Genomic DNA, 1,250 nt, shown 5'->3' with positions numbered 1-1,250 from the left:
CGACGAGACTCATGAAAAGTGCTCGCGAATTGGGGTGCGTGCCTCATTTGAGAAATGCTCGCGAAGTCTCTGGTGCATGTTCGGGTGCTTTGGTGTGCTGGAGGGATGGGCTACAAGGTGTCGTTGTCTGCGCGTAGGGAAATTACGAAGGCGGAGGCTTCCGCGTATGCGAAGGCTTCGAAGAAGGTCAAGGGCGGGATCCTTGACCGTCTGGTGGCGGAGGTTGGCTGGTCGAGGGCGAATGCCCGCCGCCAGTTGGGCAGGGCGTTCGCGCGGCGCGGGCCGGCCCGTGGGGTGGCGCGCAGGCCACGTCCGCCGACGTATGGCTATGACACGGTGAAGGTGCTGCAGCAGGTGTGGGTCGTGGCGGGCCAGCCCTGCGGGAAGTACCTGGCCGCGGTCATGGGCACCACGCTGGCCAACATGGATGCCCACATCGGATCCGGCGCCTTCGGCCGGGCCCGGTCCCGCTACAGCCCGCAGGTGCGCGGGCAGTTGCTGGCGATGAGCGCGGCCACGATCGACCGGCTGCTGGCGCCGTTCAAACGCTCGATGTATCCGGCAGGGAAGTCCACGACCCGGTCGCGGCGGAACCAGTACACCGAGTCGATCCCGCTCATGTCCCGGGTCCCGGAGATTGACTGGCAGCCGGGCCTGGTCGCCATCGACACGGTGGCGCATTGCGGCAACAGTGCCAAGGGCCAGTACGCGTTCACGCTGACCGCCACGGATGTCTTCACCGGGTGGACGGTGAACCGGGCCATCAAGAACAAGGCCTCCACGTGGGTGGTCGGTGCGATGGAGGCAATCCAGCACGAGTTCCCGTACCCGATCGACCACATCCATAGCGACAATGGGTCTGAGTTCCTCAACGAACCGGTCACGACGTGGTGCAATGCCCATAACATTCGCATGACCCGGTCCCGGCCCCGCCACTCGAATGACAACCCGTTCGTGGAGCAGAAAAACGGTGCCGTCGTGCGCGGCTCGGCCTTCAATTACCGCTATGACACCGACACCGAGCTGGGCCTGCTGAACGAGCTCTGGCCGCTGGTGAACCTGCGCAAGAACTTGTTCCTGCCCACCAAGAAAGTCACCGGATACCGGCTGACCAAGACCGGGAAATCAACCCGGACCTACGACGCGCCCCGCACCCCGGCCCAGCGGATCAAGGACACCGGGATCATGCTCGAACCCCAACGCCGGCACATGGACGAGCTCTACGCCAGCCTGGACCTGGCCGGGCTGAC

General features: G+C 64.8%; 1 protein-coding gene. It reads left to right on the top strand.

What is annotated here, in order from left to right; genetic code table 11:
- Positions 1-123: 123 nt before the first annotated feature.
- On the top strand, positions 124-1,250 hold a 1,127-nt coding region (locus G6N77_RS19490; RefSeq protein WP_165183828.1), incomplete at its 3' end, for an integrase catalytic domain-containing protein.

Origin of the sequence: Arthrobacter silviterrae (genome assembly GCF_011045165.1) — a bacterium.
GTDB classification, from domain to species: domain Bacteria; phylum Actinomycetota; class Actinomycetes; order Actinomycetales; family Micrococcaceae; genus Specibacter; species Specibacter silviterrae.
The sequence above is the reverse complement of the archived record's forward strand: the minus strand, read 5'-3'. Positions and strand labels throughout refer to the sequence as shown.